Origin of the sequence: Campylobacter sp. 2018MI34 (assembly GCF_016598975.1) — a bacterium.
GTDB lineage: Bacteria > Campylobacterota > Campylobacteria > Campylobacterales > Campylobacteraceae > Campylobacter_D.
The window spans coordinates 22,480-42,265 of sequence record NZ_JAENKS010000004.1 but is presented as its reverse complement, the minus strand read 5'-3'; the positions used below and the strand labels follow the sequence as shown (position 1 = coordinate 42,265).

Genomic DNA, 19,786 nt, shown 5'->3' with positions numbered 1-19,786 from the left:
AATTTTTCTAAAAATTCTTTTTCCAAATATAAGTCCTAAAATTTATCAACTTCTATTTCATAATAAAATTTATAAGTTTCTAAAGCTCTTTTTGCCTCATCATTTTCACCTAAAGCTTCCTTAGCTTTAATAAATAAAAACCAAGGTTCTTTATGATTTTTATCTATCTCATTTGCCTTTAAAGACCAAAAAATAGATTTTTCATAATCTTTGTTTTGATAATACATTTTTGATAAAAGTAAAGCTTTGTCAAAACTAGGAGATTTGTAAAATTCATTTTTTAAAACTGATAAATTGTAAATCATAGATGAAATTTCAAATTGCAATTCTTGTTTCTTTTCAAATTGATTTAAATTTGTTTCTCGAAGTTTTTCTTTAATAATTTTATTTTTTTCTTCTTGTATTTTAGCTTTTTGAAGTTTTGATACTAAATCTTGTTTTTCTTTTAATACTTGTTTTAATAAAACTTCTTTTTTTTGAATTTCATTAAAAATAAAATAAGAACAAAATATTAAAGATAAACAAAATATTAAAGATAAAAAATACTTCAAATATTTTTTAATTAAGAATTTTTTATATTCTAATTCAAGTTTTTTTACACGCTCTTGCATTTTAACCTAACAAATTATTTTCAAACAGGCTAAGCTTTAAAAGATAATTTTCTTTTTTACTATTTTTAAAGAAATTTTTAAATTCTTTAAAACCTTTAATTACTTTATCAATATTTCTTAAATTAGCACTATAATATTTTTTTATCAGTTTAAGATCGCTTTTGCACAAGCTAATATTAAATTTATCACTGATATAAGCTCTAAGTTCATCTAAGTTTAATTCTTTAAGATAAAACTCAAAATGAATACGGCTTTTAAAATGCTCTTTTTTAAAAATTAAAGGCTTTTTGTATGAGCTTAAAACAAAACTTATATTTAAATCACTATAAATTCTTATAAGCTCTAAAAAATCATTATCATATATACTTATTTCATCAAGAAAAACAACAATATTTTCTTTTTTATTGATATAAGGTTTTAAAAACTCTTCAAATTCTTCTTTATTTTTAAAAATTCCATTAAATTTTAAATTTTTAAAATTTTTAGCTAATTTTTGGAGTAAAACACTTTTTCCACTACCACTTTTACCAAGCAACAATATAAAACTTTTTTGTTTTAAAAGCTCTTCTTTTATACGATTTAAAATATAATCTTGATTTTTAATGTTAATAACATCATTCATAATGTTTAAATCCTAACTCTTTTAAACTTGGGGTATTTATAGAATTTTCTACTAAAATAGGTGTTATAATAAATACTATTTCATTTATACTAGAAAGCTCATCACTTGATTTAAAAAACTCTCCTATTAAAGGAATTTTTGAAAAGAAATTAACTTCATTTTCATCTTTATTTTGATTATGACTGATTAAACCTCCTAAAATAAGTGTTTGATTATTTTCAACTTGTACAACAGTTGAAAGCTTTTTTTTGTATGGTATCAGGTGCTATAGTTCTTGGTTCTTTTTGTCTTTGATTATCTTCTAGATATTTAAAATCACTTAAACTTGGATTAATTCTAAGCATTATTTTGCCATCATCAGAAATTTCTGGTAGGATATTGAGTAAAATTCCTATAAAAATAGAATAATTACTAAAACTTTCACTTACTGTTGTTCCATTTTCAGTCCCTTTGGATGTATCTTTTACTTGATAATTGATTGTATCTCCGATAGAAATAATGGCTTGTTGATTATTTAATGCCATAAGTTTGGGATTTGATAAAACTTTCGTTTTTCCATTTTGAGAAAGAAAATTTAAAATAGAATCAAAATTTAAATCAGCCCTAAAACCTAAATTTTTAACAAAACCTTTGTTATTTTCAACTCCTATAAAAGAATTTTTTCCATCATTGGTTTTAGAACTAAAATCTATATTAAATTTTTGCCAATTAATTCCACTAGAATGGCTTTTGTTTAAAGATACAGCAATAATACTTACTCAATAATAACTTGCTTTTTAAGTCTTTGTTCAAGTTTTTGCAAATAATCTTTAACTTTTAATAATTGAGTCCTTATTCCACTTACTATAATAATTCCAGCATTAGAATTAATAATAGGTTTTTTAACTTCTATTTCATCATAAGTATTGTACAAAAGTGCTGTAATTTCTTGTTCGATATTTTTCCAAAAATCAAATTTTTCCATACTTTTAATCATATTATCTTCTATATCTTCATTTTGGATATATTCAGCTTGTTTTGGCTTAGCATCTACTGAAGCTTTTGTAATACTTTGTCCTTCTCGTATAGAACTTATATAACTAATTTTAAACATTTTTGTTTCAATGGCTGATATTTTTAAAATTTTTCCATTAAAATTATAATTTAAATCATTATCTTCAAGAAAAAATTTAAAAATTTCTTCCAAGGTCATTTGATTTATATTGATTATTTGAGTTTGTAAAAGTTTTTCTTTAGCTAATTTATCTTTAACAATAATACTAAATGAACAATAATCTGAAAGTTCTTCTAAGCTTTCTTTTATAGTTAAATTCTCGCTAGATTTTATATTAAAAAGTCTTTTTTGGCAATCAATTGCATAAACAAAAGAAGTAAAGATTAAAAATTTAATCAATATAAATTTTATCATTTGTACGTAGCTTTGCTACTATATCAAACCCATCATACTCAAGTATAATTCTATCAGATTTTATTTTTTTAATTTTTGCTTCATTAATTTTATCTTCTTCTTTATACCATGTATTATTAATTTTAACTTTATTTAAAAAAATAGCTTGAATTTTTAAATTTTGAATCTCATTAAAATTTGGATTAAAAAAAGGATTTTGAAGACTAGAGAAATTAAATTTTGATTCTTTTTTGTTTAAAGAATCAAAATAAGCTTCAAAATCTGAACTTGCTGACACTGCAGTAAAAAATAGAAAAAAGTAAAAAAGATTTTTCAAAAATTTTTACTCTTTTTCGTTGCTAAAATCAGACATTGCAATACGTTTTAATTGTCTATATCTTCTTTGTGCATCTTTTTTATTGCGCTCAAATAATTCTTTAGCGTGATCAGGATTAGCTTTTTTAAGAGAATTATAACGCACTTCATTCATTAAAAATTGCTCATATAAATCCCAATCTGGCTCTTTGCTTGCTATATTTAAAGGATTTTTGCCTTCTTCTTCTAAACGTGGATCAAAAGTATAAATAGGCCAATATCCACATTTTGTAGCAAGCTCACCTTGCTCTCCTGAATATCCAAGACCACCTTTGATACCATGAGCTATACAAGGAGAATAACAAATAACTAAAGAAGGACCATCATAAGCCTCAGCAGCTATTAATGCTTTAATTAAATGATTGTAATTTGCATTTGAATTTACTTGTGCAACAAAAATATAACCATAAGTCATAGCAATTTGCCCTAGATCTTTTTTCTGTATAGGTTTTCCTGCTGCTGCAAATTGTGCTACCGCACCCGTTCTTGAAGCTTTAGAACTTTGACCTCCAGTATTTGAATATACTTCAGTATCTAAAACTAAAACATTAATATTTTCTCCACTTGCTAAAACATGATCAAGCCCGCCATAACCTATATCATAGGCCCAACCATCTCCACCGAAAATCCATTGAGATTTTTTTCCTAAAAATTGCTTAAGCTCTAAAATTTCTTTTACAGCTTTAATGTCTTTATTTTGCTCTAAAATTGGAATTAATTTATTTCTAGCTTCAAAAGAAAGAATGCTATCATTTTTATTTGCTATCCATTCTTTAAAAAGAGCAGATAAAGAATTTGGAACATTTTGCATATTTTCATTCATAATATGCTCAATTCTATTGCGTGTATTTTCTGTTGCAATCTTCATTCCAAGACCAAATTCTGCATTATCTTCAAATAAAGAATTCGCCCAAGCTGGACCATGACCATTTTTAACACTTTTTCTATAAGGAGTAGAAGGAGCTGAACCTCCATAAATAGAACTACAACCTGTTGCATTAGCTATAACCATTCTTTCACCAAATAATCTTGTGATTAAAGTGATATATGGAGTTTCTCCACATCCTGGACAAGCTCCATGGAATTCAAATAATGGTTGAGAAAATTGAGCTCCTTTAGTGCTTTCTTTATTTAAGATATGATCTTTATAAACAATTTCTTTAAAAAGATAATCAGCATTTTCTTGCTCACCAAAATCTATTTCTTCTTGAAGTGGAACCATAACTAAAGATTTTTCTTTAGTAGGACATTCATGAACACAAAGCTCACAACCTGTACAATCAAGTGGTGAAACTTGAATTTTAAAGCTAAGTTTTTCACCTTTTGTTCCCTTAGCCTCTAAGGCATGTTCTTTTACCCCTCTTGGAGCCTTACTCATTTCATTATCATCAATTAAAAATGGACGAATTACTGCGTGAGGACAAACAGAAGCACATTGATTACATTGGATACAATTTGCTTCTATCCATCTAGGAACCATTACACCAACACCTCTTTTTTCATACTCTGTAGTTCCATGCTCAAAACTTCCATCTTCATAACCTAAAAATGCTGAAACAGGCAAATCATCACCCTTGGCAGCATTCATAGGTTTAACGATTTTTTCTACAAATTCAGTTCCTTTATAAGCACTAACTCCTTCTTTCTCGCTAATATCAAGATTTTTCCAAGAAGGATCAATTTCTATTTTTACAAGACCATCAGCTCCAACGTCAATAGCCTTATAATTCATTTCTACAATAGCATCACCTTTTTTATTATATGATTTATAAGCAAATTCTTTCATATATTTTTGTGCATCTTCAAAAGGGATAATATTTGCTAATTTGAAAAAAGCAGATTGCATAATAGTATTAGTTCTATTTCCAAGTCCTATATCTCTTGCAAGTTTAGTTGCATTAATAATATAAAAATTAATTTCTTTTTCTGCTAAAGTTTTTTTAACTTTATTAGGAAGTTGTCTTATAGTTTCTTCAGCATTCCAAATACTATTTAAAAGGAAAGTTCCTCCTTTTCTTATCCCTGCTAAAACATCATAAATTTCTAGATAAGCTGCTACCGAACAAGCTATGAAGTGAGGAGTAGAAACAAGATAAGTTGAACGAATAGGTTTTTTAGAGAATCTTAAATGGCTTCTAGTATAACCACCAGATTTTTTAGAATCATAAGCAAAATAAGCTTGAGCATAAAAATCTGTTTTATCTCCGATAATTTTAATAGAATTTTTATTTGCTCCAACGGTTCCATCAGCACCAAGACCATAAAATAAACATTCTATTGTGCTTTCATCACTTAAAGAAATTTTTTCTCCACAAGGAAGTGACGTATGTGTTACATCATCTACAATACCGATTGTAAAACCATCTTTTGGTTTATCTTGTTTTAAATTCTCAAACACTGTAATAATTTGTGCAGGATCCACATCTTTTGAAGAAAGTCCATAACGACCGCCTACTATGATAGGACTATTTTCTTTTCCATAGAAAGCAGATTTAACATCTAAATAAAGAGGCTCTCCTAAACTTCCTGGCTCTTTAGTTCTATCAAGCACTGCTATTTTTTTAACAGATTTTGGCATAACATTGAAGAAATATTTTAAACTAAATGGTCTATAAAGATAAACTTTTAAAAGACCTACTTTTTCTCCTTTTGAATTTAAATGATCAACAACTTCTTCGATAGTCTGAGTAGATGAACCCATAGCAACAATAATTCTATCTGGATTTTCATCACCATAATAAACAAAAGGTTTATACTCTCTACCTGTGATTTTGGTAATTTCTTGCATATATTCATTAACAACATCTGGCAGGGCGTCATAAAAGCGATTATTTAATTCTCTAGTTTGGAAATAAACATCATCATTTTGCGCTGTTCCACGTGTTTTAGGATTTTCAGGATTTAAAGCTGCATTTCTAAATTCTAAAAGAGCTTTTCTATCTAGCAAACGATCAAAATGTGCATAATCCATAACTTCTATTTTTTGAATTTCATGACTTGTTCTAAAACCATCAAAAAAATGTAAAAATGGAATACGACCTTTAATTGCAGCTAAATGAGCAACACCTGCTAAATCCATTGTTTCTTGAACAGAGTGTGAACAAAGCATAGCAAAACCTATTTGTCTTGCAGCATAGATATCTTGATGATCTCCAAAAATTGAAAGTGCTTGAGAAGCTAAAGCCCTTGCTGCAACGTGGATTACACCTGGTAAAAGCTGACCAGCTATTTTATACATATTTGGAATTTTAAGAAGTAAACCTTGAGAAGCTGTATAAGTCGTTGTTAAAACTCCCATTTGTAAAGATCCATGAACTGATCCGGCAGCACCAGCTTCACTTTGCATTTCAACAATTTTAACAGGAACACCAAATAAATTCTTTTTTCCTTGAGATGCCCATATATCAGTATAATCAGCCATAGGAGAACTTGGAGTAATAGGATAAATTCCTGCTACTTCAGTAAATGCATAAGCAGCGTAAGCAGCTGCTTCATTTCCATCCATTGTTTTCATTACTTTACTCATTAAGACCTTCCTTAATTTTATATTTTGTAAAAAATTTACTATTAATTCTCTTAAAAGGCGTTTAACAAAAATTAAAAATAAATTAAAAAAGCTTTAATAGAGTATAAAATTGAAGTTTTAACTTTGTAGTTATTTAAAAAATATTAATAGTATATTAAAAATCAATTAGTATTAAATTTAATAATACTAATTGAATATAACTAATAATTTTAAATAATAATGTTTTAAAATTATTAACGTTTAGAAAATTGCGGACTTCTTCTTGCTTTTCTGCGTCCGTATTTTTTACGCTCAACGCTTCTACTATCTCTAGTAAGCAAGCCTTTTGGTTTAAGCAAGGCTCTAAAGTCTGCATCCATAGCTGCTAAAGCTTTTGAAATTCCGTGTCTTAAAGCTTCAGCTTGAGCACTATATCCCCCACCTAAAGTTATAGCACGAATATCCATAGAAGTTTCTTGCTTAGTAACCAATAAAGGTTGAACTACTTTAAGTTTAATCGACTCGTGTCCACCAAGCCAAGTATTTAAATCGATACCATTTACACTAATTTTTCCGCTTCCTGATTTTAACCAAACTTTTGCAATAGCTGTTTTTCTTTTTCCTGTTGCATAAATTGTTGCCATATTATTTTCCTTCTTTAGCAAGCTGTGCTGTATGCGGATGCTCACTACCCGCATAAATTTTTAATTTTTTAAGCATTGCTCTTCCTAAATTTGTTTTAGGAAGCATACCTCTAACTGCTAATTTGTATAATTTTGCAGGATTTTTTGCTAATAAATCACCAAATTTTTCACTTTTTACACTTCCAAAATATCCTGAATGTCTGTGATAAAGTTTATCTTCTGCTTTATTAGCTCCTGTAAAAACTGCCTTAGAAGCATTGATGATTATAACATAATCTCCACAATCAACATTTGGAGTATAACAAGGTTTATTTTTACCTCTTAATATAGTCGCTACTTCTGTTAAAAGACGACCAAAACGCTTTCCTTCAGCATCTAAAACGATCCATTCACGTTTTACTTCGTTTGGCTTTGTTATCTTTGTCATTATTTTACCTTTGCCAAAAATTTTAAATTGTGATTATATTAAAATAAACTTATAAATAACTTAATTTAAGAATATCTAAAGCTTTGTAAATAACTAAAATTAAATTTTTAAAATATCATTATTTAAGTAATTTATAGTTAAAATAAATTTTATTTTATTTAAAAATAAGGTTTTATTTTGTTATTTTCAAAATTTAAATTACAAGATTTAATAACTTGCAAATTTTGTTTTAAAAGTGTCCTAGAAAAAGATGCAAAATTTTGTATATTGTGGAGCTGAGTTAAGTCATTCAACTAAACAAAGATTTGATTATATTATAATAAAAATCCTACCATTATAATAGCATTTTTAGCAAAAATGGCAAAAGTAGTAATAGAATCATCACAAAAGAATTATCCAAATTTATATCTTCTTTGCTTGATAAAATAGATTTGTTTTACTCTAAAGAGTATAATGGATTTAGAAGTACTTATGCAAGGATTTTTAAGCAAGAGAAATAAAGATAGAAGTATCGATAACTTTGCTCTAGTATGCGTATTTTAAATGCAAAAGAAGCAAATTTTTTGATTTGTTTGCTACTTGATCTTATATATTTTGATAAAAAAATAAGTGCAAATGAAAGTACCTTAATGGAAAATATCATCATAGGACTTAGATTAAATCTTATAAGCTTTAGAGAAATAAAACTAAGATATGAGCAAATTTATGATTTTAATCAAAAAAAACAAACAAAAAAATTACCAAAAACAAGAAGATAAAGAATTTAAAATCACTTTAGAACAAGCTTATGAAATTTTACAATGTCAAATCAATGACGATTTTGAAACTATCAAAAAAAATTATAGAAAATTAGCCAAGGAGTATCATTATGATAGTCTTAATTCTAAAGAAATTCCTCCCAAGCTCTTAAAAATAGCTCAAGAAATGATGAGAAAAATCAATCTAGCTTATGAAATCATCAAAAAAGCAAGAGGTATATAATGCTTATGCAATAAATGTCATAAAGAAAATTTAGATATAGCTAAATTCTGCAAAGAATGCGGAAATAATAATTTATACGATCCAAAAGCCAAAGAGAAATTATAACAAGAAAGAAAAAGAAAAATCGAAGAAGAAAGAAAAATAGCCTAAGAAAAAAGAGAAAAGAAACTAAAACAAAGAAAAGAATTCATCATAAAGCACAAAAATAAATTCATAGCTAGTGTAGTGATTTTATTTTTGATAGCTTCAGCAAGTGTGTATCAGTATTTTTATGGTGGAAAATATAGCAGAATTTATATAAATAGCCTTGAAAAAAATGTCATAACAATGACGAATCTAGCTGTAAAATACTTAAAATATCTATCAAGAAAATGCGATGAAGGAAATAACGAAGCTTGCTTTAATATATTTATATCTAAACATTCAATAATAAGGTCAAATAATAAATGGGGTTTTATAGATAAAAGTGGAAAAATTGCAATTGAGCCTAAATTTATTATGAGTTTAGGGAAGGATTAGCTGGAGTTAAATTAAATGGGAAATGGGGTCTTATAGATAAAAATGGGAAGTTTGTGATTGAACCTAAATTTGATGCGATATATTATTATTAAAGAGATATTATCTCAACCTTCTCTTATTTTAAAACATATACCAAAAATGCTTTCGACAGTCTTAGCTAAGATTTTTTCTATGGCTTCTTTATAAAGTAAAACTTGTTTTTTATGTTTTAAAATTTAAACTTGTAATTAGCTAAAATGGAAAATATAGTTTTATAGATAAAAGGGGAAGATTATAATAGAATTTAAATTCGATAAATTGGTTTATAATTTTAATCTTTGCAATTTGAACAGTTTTTAAAAGTTAAAATAAAAATATTTTAACTTTTTTAAAATTACTCTATTTCTTGCAATGGATTTAAGCCAAATCTATTTGCATTATCATTACCTTTAAGACAAAAAAGTATGATAAGAACAATGTATACATATGGAATCAATCCTATAAGTTGCCACCATCCGCTAAGATTAATATCATGTAATCTTCTAGCATTTACAGCTAAATTTGGTAAAAATGTAAATATGAAATATAAACCAAGTATTATCGCAAAAAAATTAGAGATATAATTTGCCAAAATAGCAAAAATAAATAAAATGATAAAATTATATAATGCAAACATCTAATACTCTTTACGCGTTGCTCTGCCATTAAAATTTGCATAATTTTTAATACATTTTAAATAATAATCCAAAACTCTACTCCTTACTAATAATATAAATTATATATAATTTGTCAATAAATTTCTGTTTTTGTTGATTAAAAATCATTATTTGGAGTATTAAAAAAACTTTTTATTGTGGTCTATTTATATATTTTTTTATATTTTTATAATTTCCACTTTATCTTTTAAAACATATACCAAAAATGCTTTAGTAGAAGTCTTAGCTAAGATTTTTTCTATGGCTTCTTTATAAAGTAAAACTTGTTTTTTATGTTCATTTAAATTTAAACCTGTTTTATAATCTATAATGATAGCTTCATCATCACTAAGTGCTAACATATCTAGTTGTTTTTGCTCGCCATTATAAGTGATGATTTGCTCTTTTAATAGTGTTTTTTGCGATAAAAGTTTATTAAAATTTTCATTTTCTAAAAGCATAGTAAGCCTTTTAAAAAGATCTTTAAAACTTTCATCATCTAAGAAAAAGCGATATTTTTTATATATCATTTGTTTGCAAAATTCATAATTATTTTTTGTATTAAAATCAAAATATTGTAAAAATTCATGCAAAGCTAAACCAAAATGAATTTGCTTGCTAAAAAGTTGGCTTTTTATTTTAACCTCTTGTAAATTTACCTTTTGAAATTGTTCAAATTCTTCAATTTGTTCTAAATTTTTTAAACTTTTTTCTTGATGTTGAACTTTATTTTCTAAAATGCCAATTTGTTTTTCTTCATAGTCTTTAAAATAACTTTTAAAAGTTTTAAAACTTTCATCATTTTTTATAATAAAAAGAGAATTTTTAGCCCTAGTTAATGCTACATATAAACAATTTACCTCATCTTCTGCTTGAAGTTTTTCTCTTTTCATTAAAAAAGAATTATAGTTTTCATCTTCTAGATATTTTCTTACACTATGTCTGTATTTTACTTCCCAACCTTGTTCTAAATCATATTCAAACATCAAAGTTTGAGCCTCATTGCTACCTTTGCTAAGTCTATCAAGGACGATTAAATTTTCAAATTCAAGCCCTTTGGATTTGTGCACAGTCATAATACTTACTCCATCATCTTGGGCTTGTAAAGATTTTAATTCGCAAGGATAAAATAAAAAATCTATAAAATTATCAAAAGTGCTAGCATACTCTAAATACGCGATTAAATTTATATCACTTAAATCAAGTTGTAAGATATGAACTAAATATTTTAAAATTTCACCCACGCTACGATTTAAATCAAGCTCAGTATAAGTAAGATCTTTTTCTAAAATACTATTTACAAAATATAAACTAAATTCATCTTTGAACACACAAGCTTTAGCATATTCAAAAAGCACCCTTACACTAATACAATCCATTAAAGTAACACTACTTTGTGTATAAGCTTTAATGCCATTTTCTTCAAGAAATTCTTTCATTAAAGTAGCGTCTTTATTAATCCATACTAAAATACAAATTTCACTAAGTTTAATTCCTTTTTCTAAAAGTTTTTGAATAATCTTTAAAACTTCCTTACCACTTGCTTGATACAAAGTGCTTTTTGAAGCAATTTGATTTTGTAAAATTTCTACATATCCCCCTTCTTTAACACTCTTTTGCAAAGTAAAACTAGATCTATTAAAGCTATCAAAGAATTTATCTTTAAAGACTTCATTTACATAATCAACTATAAGTTTTTTACTGCGATAGTTTGTATCTAAATGTTCTAATTTAATTTGTGGAAAATCTTTTAAAAGTTTATCAAAAAGCTCCTTTTTACCTCCTCTAAAACTATATATACTTTGTTTTTTATCCCCTACATAAAAAAAACTTCTATTCTTTTTCACACCCTCACCTGAAACAAGTTCAGCTATAATAGGCTTTAAAATTTGATATTGTAAAACATTGGTATCTTGAAATTCATCGATTAATAAATGTGAAATATAGCCATCAAGCCTAAAATAAATTAAGTCTTTATTTGCCTCATCACTAATTAACTCATAGCATTTTAAGGCTATATCTGAGAAAGTTAAAGCATTTTGCTTAATATTATCTTCATTTCTTGCTTCTTTAAAATGCGCTAAAAGCTTAGCAAGTATATTGATGCGATAATTTTCCATTTGGATAAAATACTCTTTTACCTTTTGTAAAAACTCAGCTCTTTTTTGCAAAAACTCACTATCAATGATTTTTTCAAAGTATTTTTTTTCTAAATTACAAATAATAGGCTTGGTAAAAAAATCTTCTATATTTTCAAAATTAAAATTTTTTTGATAATTTTTATCAGTGCTTAAAGTTTTTGCATAAGTTATAAATTTATTAAGACTTTCTTCTAAAGAAGTTTTGCTTGGAAAATGAACGTTTTTAATAGTTTTAATCTCACAAGATTTTTCATATAAACTCTCAAGATTTTTCAAAAAATCACTTTTACTTTTAGTTTGGATTATGTAATATGCTAAAGTATTTAATTCTTCTTTATTTAATTTACTGATAAAATTTTTATAACTATCTTGACTTTGTATGATTTCAAAATCACTCATAAAGCCTAAATTTAAAGCAAAAGATCGAATAATTTGAGAGAAAAAACTATCAAAAGTGTAGATATTAAGTTTTGATCTTAAAAAATCTTCTTTATATTTTTCTCTTAAAGCCATAAGTTCATCTTTGCTTTTATCTAGCATTTTCATGAGTTCTTTACATTCCGCTTTATCTTCACCATTTTCAAGCATATCAAATTCTAAAAAAGTCTTAAAAACTCTTTCTTTCATCTCACTTGTAGCTTTGTTGGTAAAAGTAAGTGCTAAAATTTCATTGATTTTAGCACCCATTAAAACTAATGCGACAAAACGCACACTTAAAGCAAAGGTTTTTCCACTTCCTGCACTAGCTTCTAGGGCTAAAAAAGGTTCAAACTTAGAACTCAAAGCTTAAACTCCTTTTTATAAAGCATAGTATAAGGACTATAAATATTGTCATTTTTTTGATTGTAAAATTCTTTTTCTAAAGGCTCTTTGGCAAGCTTGCTAAATAAATCTTCAAGCTCTTGCACACTTTTACTTTGAGCATTCTCATTTATAATCTTAATATTTTTTAAATCATAAAAACAAGCTTTTATATTTTCTAATGGATATTTACCCTCTAATAAAAACTTATAAAAAGCAAGTTGATAGGATTTATCATCTGCTTTTCCGCTTTTATAATCTATAATCATTTTTTCTTCATCATTACAATCTATCCTATCTAAGCGTCCAAAGGTATTAATTTTTACTCCATTATCTGTGATAAATTCCCTTAGTAAAGGGAATTCGCGTTCTTTTACAATATAACCTTGTTTAAAATGTTCATTTTCAAGTATTTGAAATTCTTTAAATATAGCCTCAATGAGAGCAAGATTTAATGCATCTATGTTGTTTTGCTTTATATTTTTAACCACTTGCATAAAAGCTTCATAATCAAAATGATTGTTTGAAATTTGAGTGTAATAAATTTCTAAAGCTTTATGGATAAAACTTCCAAATTCATTTGCTTTGAGTGTATCATTTAAATTTTTTGGCTCTTTTAAGCATAAAACATATTTATAATAATAATCTAAGCCATAATTAATCAAAAGATGAAGCCTTGAATAAGATAGATTTTCTTTAAAATAATTATGTTTAGCTTTTATGTGTGTAATAGGCTCAAGATTGAAAGAGCATCGATAGGTATGAAAATATTTTAAATAAGCATTATTGCTATAAATTTTATCTTCATATAAAGTAAATTCGAGTTCATTTAAGAATCTTGATTTGATTTTTTCTTCATTTTCTATAAAAGAAATACCTACTAATTTTGCTTTAGCTATTAATGTATAATAATAATGTCTTTGTAGATTTTCTCTTTGATTATGTGTAATCAGTCCTGCTTTTTTACGGATTTCGTTATTTAAAAATAATTCACTTGAAACTCTTTTTGGGATAAAATCATCATTAAAATCAACTATAATCACCCCATCAAAGCTAAGCCCCCTACTTTCTAAAAGACCCATAACGGTAACTTCTCCACCACCCACACTGCTTAATTTTATATTATCAATTTGCATAAAAAATAATTCTAAAATTTGTGCAAAGTTTAGCTTATGAGTTTTAATAAGCTCTTTGATAAAAATAAGCTCTTTGATAACATAATCTTTTAATTCATTTTCACTATTTTCTAATAATTGAGATATAAAATTTTCAAAAAATTCAAAAGAAATATTTTCATTAAAAAGTTTTTTAAATTCTTGAAAATCTACACTGGAAAAAAAATACAAATTGCACAAATGTTTATTTAAGTTTTGCTCATTATAAAAATCATCATTTATTTTATATTCAAACTCATCATCTTTAGCACTTTCATAAAGAGTTCTTAATTTGTGATAAAAATGTGTATTTTTAATACTCTCTCCGCTTGCGAAATTTAAAACATTATTTTTATCATACAATCTTAAAATATCTACAAATTTTTCATCAGGTGTAATCACTACAATATCTTTTGCACTAATACCTGCTTTTAAAAAAGTATTAATTTTTTCAAAAACAAAAGCTGCTTGTAAAGTTCTTAAATTAAAACTTTTATAGCTAATTTTATTTTCTTTTAAAAAAGAGTATTCTTTTAAAATTTGATTTTGATTTAAATCAAATAAATAAGAATAATTTTCTTTAAAATTAAACCCTTGTAAAAAGCTAAGAGAGCTTAAAAAATCTTTATTAAACTTAGTGCAATTAAATTGCACTTTAATAGGAATTAGTTTTTTAGCTTCTAATAAAAGCTCAACCTCAAAAGCATTTAAAAATCCTTGAAAATCAAAAATGATTTCATTGTAATTTTTTAAAAAATCAACATTAATTTTATAATTTAAAGGCAAAGAAATTTCATCATATAAATTATGTTCTTTTAATAAGGTTAAATAGTTTTTAAAAAGTTCTTCTAAAATTTGCAAATGTTCATCATATTGTGCATAAGCATCGTGAAATTTTAATTCGCTAATATCTTTTTTTTCTAAGCTTAACTCTTTAAAAAAACTAAATAAATAAGCATTATTTTTTAAAAATGCAAAAAAATTACTTGGTATTTTTAAACTCTGTTCTAAATTTTTAGTTTGCTCACAGGCTTTTTGCATCAAAAGCAAACACTCATAACGCGTAGCTTCAAAATGCTCAGAAAAAACTAATTTTTGCATAAACTCAGCTATACTCATAGCTGGATCTACTAAAGTGTTTTCTTTTAACTTTTCCTCATAATATTTTCTTAAAGCTCTTAAAGAGCTAAATACAAAAAGTCTCATTATTTAGTTTGCAAAAAGAATTTAAAAAAACCTATACTATTTTCATTTTGAGTAATTTTTAAAAATAATTGCCAATTGCCTTTTTCTTTAATATCAAAATCAAAAACTAATTCATTAGCATCTAATTTTACTTGCAATTTTTCATCGCTTTTGTTTGTATGCGGACGTGAGAGCAAGGCTTTGATTTGAAGTTTATTTAAATCATAATTTTTTAAATTTTTAATAAAAATTCTAAATTCATTTTGCCCTTCATTGATATAATAAATTGATTTATTTTTATATATAAAACTTTCTTTATCCTTAATATATAATTTAAAATTTTCATCAAATTGTTTTTGATTATTTTGAATTTTATTAAAATTTGATTCTACATTTTGATAGGTATCAAAATAAAAATTATCCTCATATACAGGATAATCACTTGCTATAATGATTGTTGCAATACAAGCTATAATAATAGCTAATATAGAAAGTAAAATTCCATAAGGCCAAAAAGTTTTTTTAACCATTTTTCTTCCTCTTCATTTTTCTTTGCACAAAATAAAGCAATGAAAAACAAATAAACCCATAAATTAAAATTCTTAAAATATTTATAGTATCACGATTTGCATTGCCTATAGAATTTTCAAGCTCTAGATTGAAATATTTTGCGATTTTATCACAAATATCAGCATATCCATTTAAAACAGCAGCGTTATAAATATCTTTTCCTTTATTAGAAACAAGAATGGGCAATATAGTTCCTGTGCTAGGATAAGGACTTAAAACCTTATTTTTATCAAAAAAAAGCAAAGAATCTTTAGTTCCTATAATATCAACTTTATGTGAAATTTTTGAAAGCATTAATAAAACATTGGGTTTAACAAGCTGTTCTTGAAGTTTAAATAAGTCTTCAAAAGGGGTTTGATCTGCTATAGCAACACCTACGAAAATACCTGTTTTATCATAAAGCTCTTTTCCTATAAGATTTATTTCTTTAATCACTTTATCATTTAAAACATTTTCATTTAAAATAATTGCATCAAAAGCAAAAATTTTATAAGGAAAAAAGAATAAAAAGGCAAAAAAAATGCCTTTTAAAAGTACTCTCATCCTATATTAAGATGATTGATACTTAAAACAGACCAAGCTGTAATAGCCGCTGTAACAAAAAGACCAATAACCACTAAATATTCTAAAACCTTATTCATTATTTTCCTTTATTGCTTTAAAATCTTCAACCTTAGAACCTAGCATTTTAATTTCTTGTGTATTTTTCAAAGTATATGGTTTTTGCATAACTTCTTGTTGCGCTTTAATCCCCCATATCGTAAGAACAACTAAAATGATAATTAAAAGTAAAGTTGCAATCAATAAACCACTTACTCCAGATAATGAAAATACTGATCTTTTTATATTTTCCATTATTCACCCCTTGAAAGAGAAATTACATATTCACCAACGGCTTGTTTTTGAATATCATTTAAAGATAGAAATGATGGCATAGAACCAATAAAACCTTTTTTACCGCTATTTAACACATCTACAACAAAAGAAGCTGAACCATATTTTGTTAGATCAGGAAAAGCTCCATCTTGTCCTTTTCCATCTTCTCCGTGACATGCTGCACAACTTGCATAAGCTTCTTTGCCTTTTGCTACTAAATCTTCATTACTTGTTTTTTTAATAGCAGAAAGCTCTTTAGCAACATAAGCAGCAATTGCTTTTATATCCTCATCTTCTATGCCTAAATCAGAAGCAGCTGGCATTTCTCCACCTGAAAAATTCATTCCTTTAGATCCAGTTTTTATTGTTTCAACTATACCTTCTTCTGAACCCCAGATATTTAAATTTTGAGCTTTTCCATTCATTCCATCTGCTGTAATTCCGTGACATGCTGCACATTGGACTAAAAATATATTCTCACCCATAGTGATTCTATCTTGTTCGCTTAAATTTTTAAATTTTTCTTCAAATTTAGCATTATGTAAAGCTACTTCTTCGTTATATTCACCTATTCTTGAATACGAATTTAAAGGATACCCCCATAAAAAATACCATATACCCCAAACAATAGTTAAAACATAAACAACTAACCATCCTATAGGAATATTATTTTTATATTCTTTTATATCATCCCAACTATGCTCACTTAATTCCAAATCTTCTTTCTTTTTCTCTTTAATTTGCTTAAAAATTCTATTTACAACTATTAAAGTAATTAAAATAATTAAGATTGCACCTATTAAAGATAAAAGATTAATATTATCTTCTAAATTTAACCATTGCATTAAGCACTCCTTTTACTTTCTAAAACACTATCATTAATATCATCATTCAAAGCAAGTTTTGCATATTGTTCATAATTTCTTTCGCCTATCTTTTCTTTTTTATAAAGATGAAAATAATATGCATACAAAACAATAGCTAAAAAAACAACAAATACAAAAAATCCATAACCTTGAAAAATCTGCCATTCAGACTTAGAAATGGCAGATAAGTTAAAAGTAATAAGATTTTTAAAAACATCAAATATTATTATTAAATCTTTCATAATTTTTACTTTAAACTATTTAAGTAAGCAATTAAAGCTACAATTTCTTTTATTTCCCCTCTAGCAAAAGCATCTTTTACTTCTTGATCTTTCATCTCATCTACTATACTCTTAGCTTCAAGTTTAACTTCTTCTTGCGCTTCTTCCCAAGTTCCAAGTTTAGTTTGTCCTTCTTTATCATAAGGAACATTAAAAACTTTTTTAACAGTTAAAGCTTCAGCATAAGCTGTTTCTATATCTGCATCATTAGTAAACATATGTTTATAAGAAGGCATAATAGATCCAGGAACCACGGAAGTTGGATCTAACATATGATTTTCATGCCAATCTGTAGTTCTATAATTCCCTACACGTGCAAGATCTGGTCCTGTTCTTTTTGATCCCCAAAGAAAAGGTCTATCATAAGCGAATTCACCGCTTAAAGAATACATCCCGTAACGATCTGTTTCAGACTTGAAAGGACGAATAAGCTGAGAATGACATGCATTACAACTTTCTTTAATATAAATCGCTCTTCCTGCAAGTTGTAAAACAGAATAAGGTTTTTTACCCTCAATTGGTCTTGCACTTTCTGCAAAATTTGGTAAAACTTCTATGATTCCAGCATAAGCAATTACAATGAAAACCGCTACAGCAAAAAAGAATGGATTTTTTTCTAACCAACTAAACATTTTTTCTCCTTATATTGCCATAGGTGAAGCATTTTTAGGCTCTTTATTAAGCACTTTGCCACAAGTAATTGATTTATAAATATTATAAACAAACATAAAAAATCCTACCAAATACAATAATCCTCCAATAGCTCTAATCCAATAATAAGGAATAATAGCTTCAACAGTATCTATGAAAGCATAAAGAAGATTTCCATATTCATCGGTAGCTCTCCACATCATTCCTTGTGTAATACCTGCTATCCACATCGAACTAAAATAAAGCACAATTCCTATTGTTTGTATCCAAAATTGAGCCTCCATTAAAGATTTGCTATAAAGCTCTCTTTTAAAAATTCTAGGAGTCATATGATAAAGTGCTGCCATAGTCATAAAACCAACCCAACCTAATGTTCCATCATGAACATGGCCAGGAATCCAATCAGTAAAATGAGCTAAAGCATTTACAGATTTTATAGAAAGAATAGGACCTTCAAGCGTTGAAAACATATAAAAGGTTGAAGCAAGAATCATAAATTTAATCAATGGACTTTCTCTTAATTGCTCCCATTCACCTTTCATAGTAAGTAAAATATTAATCGCTGATCCCCAAGAAGGTAATATAAGTATAACAGAAAAAATAGAACCCATAGTTTGCATCCAATCAGGAACAGTAGAATAAAGCAAATGGTGTCCTCCAGCCCAAAGATAAACAAACATTAAGCCCCAAAATGCAAATAAAGAAAGCTTATACGAAAAAATAGGTTGTCCACTTTCTTTTGGTAAAAAATAATAAATTTGAGCAATAATTCCTACAGTAAAGACAAAAGCAACTGCATTATGCCCATACCACCATTGAACTAAAGCATCGTTTGTTCCAGCATACATAGAAACACTATGCCACCATTTTCCCATACCAGAAACAAAATATGTAGGAACAGCCATATTGTTAAAGAGATAAAGCATTGCTATACCTAAGAAGGTTGCAATATAATACCAAAGAGATATATAAAGGGTTTTTTCTCTACGAATTCCAATAAGACCAAAAATACTAACACCCCACAAGACCCAAACTAAAACAACCATAATATCAAGTGGCCATTCAAGTTCAGCATATTCTTTAGAAGTTGTAACTCCCGCAAATAAAGAAATAATGGCAATAAGCATAGTTAAAACATAGAGGTAAAAATGTATTTTACCTATAGCCATTAAAAAACGAGATTCTGCCATACTAACTTTAAGAACACGTTGTCCTATATAATACCAAGTTGCCCAAATACCAGAAAGCATAAAACCAAAGATAACCCCTGAAGTATGCAAAGGTCTTAATCTTGAAAATGTAGCATATTCTCCTGCTAAATAATTTAAATTAGGATATGCCATTTGAAAAGCTATTAGAGTTCCTATAGCCATTCCAACTATCCCAAAAATTATAGTAGTAAACATAAAATATTTAGCAACCGTATAATCGTAATTTAACATATTACCTGGATGCATCAATTCTCCTTAGAATTTTTAATAATTAATTATTATAAAATAATAACAATAGATTTTTT

At 26.7% G+C, this 19,786-nt stretch carries 21 protein-coding genes and 2 pseudogenes; 5 read left to right on the top strand and 18 right to left on the bottom strand.

Going from position 1 to position 19,786, the window contains the following annotated elements; genetic code table 11:
* Positions 1-35: 35 nt before the first annotated feature.
* From JG676_RS02210 to rplM, 7 genes and pseudogenes are all read right to left on the bottom strand, one after another.
* A complete protein-coding gene (locus tag JG676_RS02210) occupies positions 36-611 on the bottom strand; it encodes a transformation system protein (protein ID WP_200217179.1) in 576 nt (191 codons plus the stop codon).
* Between the two features lies 1 nt (position 612).
* Positions 613-1,233, bottom strand: a complete 621-nt coding sequence (locus tag JG676_RS02205; protein ID WP_200217178.1) for an ATP-binding protein — start codon at positions 1,231-1,233, stop codon at positions 613-615.
* Positions 1,226-2,641, bottom strand: a pseudogene (gene mshL, locus JG676_RS02200) (pilus (MSHA type) biogenesis protein MshL). Before mshL ends, JG676_RS02205 begins: the two are co-directional and overlap by 8 nt.
* Positions 2,619-2,918, bottom strand: coding sequence for a transformation system protein (locus tag JG676_RS02195; protein ID WP_200169876.1), 300 nt, complete (start codon positions 2,916-2,918; stop codon positions 2,619-2,621). The pseudogene mshL and the gene JG676_RS02195 overlap by 23 nt, the downstream one beginning before the upstream one ends.
* A gap of 45 nt (positions 2,919-2,963) precedes the next feature.
* On the bottom strand, positions 2,964-6,521 hold the full coding sequence (gene nifJ, locus JG676_RS02190; RefSeq protein WP_200169875.1) for a pyruvate:ferredoxin (flavodoxin) oxidoreductase: 3,558 nt from the start codon (positions 6,519-6,521) through the stop codon (positions 2,964-2,966).
* Between the two features lie 233 nt (positions 6,522-6,754).
* Positions 6,755-7,144 carry a 30S ribosomal protein S9 gene (gene rpsI, locus JG676_RS02185; protein ID WP_131163122.1) on the bottom strand — a complete coding sequence of 130 codons (390 nt, stop codon included), beginning with the start codon at positions 7,142-7,144 and terminating at the stop codon, positions 6,755-6,757.
* 1 nt (position 7,145) lies between these two features.
* Positions 7,146-7,571: a 50S ribosomal protein L13 gene (rplM, locus tag JG676_RS02180; protein ID WP_131163121.1), complete on the bottom strand. Its 426-nt coding sequence runs from the start codon at positions 7,569-7,571 to the stop codon at positions 7,146-7,148.
* Positions 7,572-8,101: 530 nt separating this feature from the next.
* On the opposite strand from rplM, the gene JG676_RS08925 reads away from it, so the two are divergent.
* From JG676_RS08925 to JG676_RS08910, 5 genes and pseudogenes are all read left to right on the top strand, one after another.
* Positions 8,102-8,329 (top strand): hypothetical protein, encoded by a 228-nt coding sequence (locus tag JG676_RS08925; protein ID WP_246801784.1) that lies wholly within the window; start codon positions 8,102-8,104, stop codon positions 8,327-8,329.
* On the top strand, positions 8,277-8,552 hold the full coding sequence (locus JG676_RS08920; protein WP_246801783.1) for a DnaJ domain-containing protein: 276 nt from the start codon (positions 8,277-8,279) through the stop codon (positions 8,550-8,552). The genes JG676_RS08925 and JG676_RS08920 overlap by 53 nt, the downstream gene beginning before the upstream one ends.
* A gap of 33 nt (positions 8,553-8,585) precedes the next feature.
* Positions 8,586-8,657 (top strand): annotated as a pseudogene (locus JG676_RS09190) (WG repeat-containing protein); the annotation flags it as partial.
* 150 nt (positions 8,658-8,807) lie between these two features.
* Positions 8,808-9,071: a hypothetical protein gene (locus tag JG676_RS08915; protein WP_246801782.1), complete on the top strand. Its 264-nt coding sequence runs from the start codon at positions 8,808-8,810 to the stop codon at positions 9,069-9,071.
* Entirely contained in the window at positions 9,044-9,163 is a 120-nt protein-coding gene (locus JG676_RS08910) for a WG repeat-containing protein (RefSeq protein ID WP_373563792.1), read from the top strand. Before JG676_RS08915 ends, JG676_RS08910 begins: the two co-directional genes overlap by 28 nt.
* Positions 9,164-9,444: 281 nt before the next feature.
* On the opposite strand, the gene JG676_RS02165 is transcribed toward JG676_RS08910, so the two are convergent.
* The 11 genes from JG676_RS02165 to ccoN form a co-directional block, all read right to left on the bottom strand.
* Positions 9,445-9,726: a DUF805 domain-containing protein gene (locus JG676_RS02165; RefSeq protein ID WP_200217177.1), complete on the bottom strand. Its 282-nt coding sequence runs from the start codon at positions 9,724-9,726 to the stop codon at positions 9,445-9,447.
* Between the two features lie 198 nt (positions 9,727-9,924).
* Positions 9,925-12,669 (bottom strand): RecB-like helicase, encoded by a 2,745-nt coding sequence (locus JG676_RS02160; RefSeq protein WP_200217176.1) that lies wholly within the window; start codon positions 12,667-12,669, stop codon positions 9,925-9,927.
* Positions 12,666-15,047: a PD-(D/E)XK nuclease family protein gene (locus JG676_RS02155; protein WP_200217175.1), complete on the bottom strand. Its 2,382-nt coding sequence runs from the start codon at positions 15,045-15,047 to the stop codon at positions 12,666-12,668. Before JG676_RS02155 ends, JG676_RS02160 begins: the two co-directional genes overlap by 4 nt.
* The gene (locus JG676_RS02150; protein ID WP_200217174.1) at positions 15,047-15,556 is read right to left on the bottom strand and encodes a FixH family protein; all 510 of its coding nucleotides are present in this window, start codon (positions 15,554-15,556) and stop codon (positions 15,047-15,049) included. The genes JG676_RS02155 and JG676_RS02150 overlap by 1 nt, the downstream gene beginning before the upstream one ends.
* Positions 15,549-16,139: a hypothetical protein gene (locus JG676_RS02145; RefSeq protein ID WP_200169867.1), complete on the bottom strand. Its 591-nt coding sequence runs from the start codon at positions 16,137-16,139 to the stop codon at positions 15,549-15,551. The genes JG676_RS02150 and JG676_RS02145 overlap by 8 nt, the downstream gene beginning before the upstream one ends.
* Positions 16,136-16,237 carry a hypothetical protein gene (locus JG676_RS08905; protein WP_234126382.1) on the bottom strand — a complete coding sequence of 34 codons (102 nt, stop codon included), beginning with the start codon at positions 16,235-16,237 and terminating at the stop codon, positions 16,136-16,138. Before JG676_RS08905 ends, JG676_RS02145 begins: the two co-directional genes overlap by 4 nt.
* Positions 16,230-16,451 carry a DUF4006 family protein gene (locus JG676_RS02140; protein WP_200169866.1) on the bottom strand — a complete coding sequence of 74 codons (222 nt, stop codon included), beginning with the start codon at positions 16,449-16,451 and terminating at the stop codon, positions 16,230-16,232. Before JG676_RS02140 ends, JG676_RS08905 begins: the two co-directional genes overlap by 8 nt.
* The gene (gene ccoP / locus JG676_RS02135) at positions 16,451-17,317 is read right to left on the bottom strand and encodes a cytochrome-c oxidase, cbb3-type subunit III (protein WP_200217173.1); all 867 of its coding nucleotides are present in this window, start codon (positions 17,315-17,317) and stop codon (positions 16,451-16,453) included. Before ccoP ends, JG676_RS02140 begins: the two co-directional genes overlap by 1 nt.
* Positions 17,317-17,580, bottom strand: coding sequence for a cytochrome c oxidase, cbb3-type, CcoQ subunit (locus tag JG676_RS02130; RefSeq protein WP_200169864.1), 264 nt, complete (start codon positions 17,578-17,580; stop codon positions 17,317-17,319). The genes ccoP and JG676_RS02130 overlap by 1 nt, the downstream gene beginning before the upstream one ends.
* Positions 17,581-17,585: 5 nt before the next feature.
* A complete protein-coding gene (gene ccoO / locus JG676_RS02125) occupies positions 17,586-18,251 on the bottom strand; it encodes a cytochrome-c oxidase, cbb3-type subunit II (RefSeq protein WP_200169863.1) in 666 nt (221 codons plus the stop codon).
* A 9-nt stretch (positions 18,252-18,260) separates the two neighbouring features.
* Positions 18,261-19,727: a cytochrome-c oxidase, cbb3-type subunit I gene (ccoN, locus tag JG676_RS02120; protein WP_200169862.1), complete on the bottom strand. Its 1,467-nt coding sequence runs from the start codon at positions 19,725-19,727 to the stop codon at positions 18,261-18,263.
* Positions 19,728-19,786 lie beyond the last annotated feature (59 nt).

What these genes read in the sequence shown, in the direction of transcription:
- JG676_RS02150 (WP_200217174.1), bottom strand. Translation starts at nt 15,556, where the DNA reads ATGGTTAAAAAAACTTTTTGGCCTTATGGAATTTTACTTTCTATATTA.
- nifJ (WP_200169875.1), bottom strand. Translation starts at nt 6,521, where the DNA reads ATGAGTAAAGTAATGAAAACAATGGATGGAAATGAAGCAGCTGCTTAC.
- JG676_RS08920 (WP_246801783.1), top strand. Translation starts at nt 8,277, where the DNA reads ATGATTTTAATCAAAAAAAACAAACAAAAAAATTACCAAAAACAAGAA.
- rpsI (WP_131163122.1), bottom strand. Translation starts at nt 7,144, where the DNA reads ATGGCAACAATTTATGCAACAGGAAAAAGAAAAACAGCTATTGCAAAA.
- ccoP (WP_200217173.1), bottom strand. Translation starts at nt 17,317, where the DNA reads ATGCAATGGTTAAATTTAGAAGATAATATTAATCTTTTATCTTTAATA.
- JG676_RS02205 (WP_200217178.1), bottom strand. Translation starts at nt 1,233, where the DNA reads ATGAATGATGTTATTAACATTAAAAATCAAGATTATATTTTAAATCGT.
- ccoN (WP_200169862.1), bottom strand. Translation starts at nt 19,727, where the DNA reads ATGCATCCAGGTAATATGTTAAATTACGATTATACGGTTGCTAAATAT.
- JG676_RS02155 (WP_200217175.1), bottom strand. Translation starts at nt 15,047, where the DNA reads ATGAGACTTTTTGTATTTAGCTCTTTAAGAGCTTTAAGAAAATATTAT.
- JG676_RS02145 (WP_200169867.1), bottom strand. Translation starts at nt 16,139, where the DNA reads ATGAGAGTACTTTTAAAAGGCATTTTTTTTGCCTTTTTATTCTTTTTT.
- JG676_RS08905 (WP_234126382.1), bottom strand. Translation starts at nt 16,237, where the DNA reads ATGAATAAGGTTTTAGAATATTTAGTGGTTATTGGTCTTTTTGTTACA.
- JG676_RS08925 (WP_246801784.1), top strand. Translation starts at nt 8,102, where the DNA reads ATGCGTATTTTAAATGCAAAAGAAGCAAATTTTTTGATTTGTTTGCTA.
- ccoO (WP_200169863.1), bottom strand. Translation starts at nt 18,251, where the DNA reads ATGTTTAGTTGGTTAGAAAAAAATCCATTCTTTTTTGCTGTAGCGGTT.
- JG676_RS02140 (WP_200169866.1), bottom strand. Translation starts at nt 16,451, where the DNA reads ATGGAAAATATAAAAAGATCAGTATTTTCATTATCTGGAGTAAGTGGT.
- JG676_RS02130 (WP_200169864.1), bottom strand. Translation starts at nt 17,580, where the DNA reads ATGAAAGATTTAATAATAATATTTGATGTTTTTAAAAATCTTATTACT.
- JG676_RS02210 (WP_200217179.1), bottom strand. Translation starts at nt 611, where the DNA reads ATGCAAGAGCGTGTAAAAAAACTTGAATTAGAATATAAAAAATTCTTA.
- rplM (WP_131163121.1), bottom strand. Translation starts at nt 7,571, where the DNA reads ATGACAAAGATAACAAAGCCAAACGAAGTAAAACGTGAATGGATCGTT.
- JG676_RS02165 (WP_200217177.1), bottom strand. Translation starts at nt 9,726, where the DNA reads ATGTTTGCATTATATAATTTTATCATTTTATTTATTTTTGCTATTTTG.